Source organism: Mitsuaria sp. TWR114 (assembly GCF_007997345.1).
In genome coordinates this window covers 1-698 of record NZ_VOSR01001016.1, presented here as the reverse complement: position 1 = coordinate 698, position 698 = coordinate 1, and the positions used below count along the sequence as shown (strand labels likewise).

Here is a 698-nt window from a genome sequence, read left to right as displayed (position 1 = left end):
GCGGTGACCGGCACGCTGGAGGCCTACCAGGCGCGCCATCCCGGCCTGAGCGCCGAGCAGCTGTTCCGCTTCATGGGGCTGGACCTGGACAACCCGGCCTCGGTGCTGTCCTGCATCCGCCAGGCGCGCGAGAACGCGCATGCGGTGCGCGGCCAGATCACCGCCGAGATGTGGGAAGCCATCAACACCAGCTGGCTGGAGGCGCGAGGACTCGCGCGCAAGGGCTTCGCCGAGCCGTCGTCCTTCTTCGACTGGGTGAAGGAACGCTCGCACCTCTTCCGCGGCGCCACCTACGGCACGCTGCAGCGCAACGACGCCTACTGCTTCATCCGGCTCGGCACCTTCGTCGAGCGCGCCGACAACACCGCGCGCTTGCTGGACGTGAAGTCCCAGCTGATCGCGCCGGCGGTGGACACGCTGGCGCCGGTCGACGCGCCAGCGAGAGCGCGCCCGACTTCTACGCGTGGAACGCGCTGCTGCGCTCGCTCTCGGCCTTCGAGGCGTATCACGCGGCCTACCGCGACAGCCTCAACGGCCGCCGCGTGACGGAGCTGCTGATCCTGCGCCCGGACGTGCCGCGCTCGCTGCGCGCCTGCTGTGACGAGATCCGTGCCATCCTGCCGCAGATCGAGGCGCGCGGCGGCGCCGAGGACGCCGGCCGCACCGCCAAGCAGAGCGCCGGCCGGCTCGCGCTGCGC

Annotated in this window: 2 protein-coding genes; both read left to right on the top strand. The window is 71.9% G+C overall.

Annotated features, from left to right (window positions below; all coding sequences use genetic code 11):
* A partial coding sequence (locus FUT87_RS26860; RefSeq protein WP_222617315.1) for an alpha-E domain-containing protein occupies window positions 1-546 on the top strand: 546 nt, incomplete at its 5' end.
* Window positions 474-698 (top strand): alpha-E domain-containing protein (locus FUT87_RS31890; protein WP_404935470.1); only part of this gene is annotated, 225 nt, incomplete at its 3' end. The genes FUT87_RS26860 and FUT87_RS31890, both read left to right, overlap by 73 nt.